This is a genomic window from Corynebacterium marambiense (assembly GCF_016342275.1).
Lineage (GTDB): Bacteria > Actinomycetota > Actinomycetes > Mycobacteriales > Mycobacteriaceae > Corynebacterium > Corynebacterium marambiense.
On record NZ_JAEIOT010000012.1, the window covers coordinates 1 to 776 of the forward strand.

Sequence of the window (776 nt, forward strand, 5' to 3'; positions counted from 1 at the left end):
TAGTTGAGGTACGTCTGCTTAACAGACCACGAAGACGAACCCTCGCTGACAGACGTCACACACTCGGCAGCCTCCTCACCCGCAAACGCAGAGGGAACGAGGACCGAACCGGCGACCATGGTCAGGGTGAATATCCCTGCGGTGAAACGAGTGGTGTTCTTCAAGTGAAACTCCTGAGATCGGTGAAATGACCAAAATGGCCATGTATATAAAGATAGGCTTAAAATAATAAGGATAGCCAATGTAGTCAAAGGGGGGTGCCCCCGGTTTAATTAGTCGGACATATAAACAAGTCTCTACCTGCATAATGACCCAAGAAATAGAGAAAATAGGGGTAGTTTCGGCACATTTGACTACCCCTAAAAGGTAATGGTGATGAAATCCCCGGCTCTACCGGTCAGCCATCCCCTGTTACTTCTTGAACAAAACCACCAGATGCTGCAGGATCACCCCGAAGATCGCTCCGGCTCCGATCATCACGAAGATGCTCATGATGCCGTTGATGGGGCTCGTCACGAGTGTTTTCATGAGATCCGGCCCGATGGACGAACCTTCACCATCTTCTTCCTGATCATCAGGTGTCGTCGTCGGCTCCGCCGTAGTCGTCGGCGCAGTCATGGTCGTCGTCGGCTCCGCCGTAGTCGTCGGCGCAGTCATGGTCGTCGTCGGCTCCGCCGTAGTCGTCGGCGCAGTCGTGGTCGTCGTCGGCTCCGCCGTAGTCGTCGTCGGCTCCGGAGTCATGCACTTCTCCTCCAATGCCGCCTTAACACTCACCG

At 54.3% G+C, this 776-nt stretch carries 2 protein-coding genes; both read right to left on the reverse strand.

Annotated features, from left to right (window positions below):
* Window positions 1-411 precede the first annotated feature (411 nt).
* Entirely contained in the window at window positions 412-618 is a 207-nt protein-coding gene (locus JDV76_RS10320) for a hypothetical protein (RefSeq protein ID WP_198736826.1), read from the reverse strand.
* Window positions 575-745, reverse strand: coding sequence for a hypothetical protein (locus JDV76_RS10325; protein ID WP_198736827.1), 171 nt, complete (start codon window positions 743-745; stop codon window positions 575-577). The genes JDV76_RS10320 and JDV76_RS10325 overlap by 44 nt, the downstream gene beginning before the upstream one ends.
* Window positions 746-776 lie beyond the last annotated feature (31 nt).

Excerpts from the sequence above, each read along its gene's own strand:
- JDV76_RS10320 (WP_198736826.1), bottom strand. The coding sequence starts at position 618 with ATGACTGCGCCGACGACTACGGCGGAGCCGACGACGACACCTGATGAT.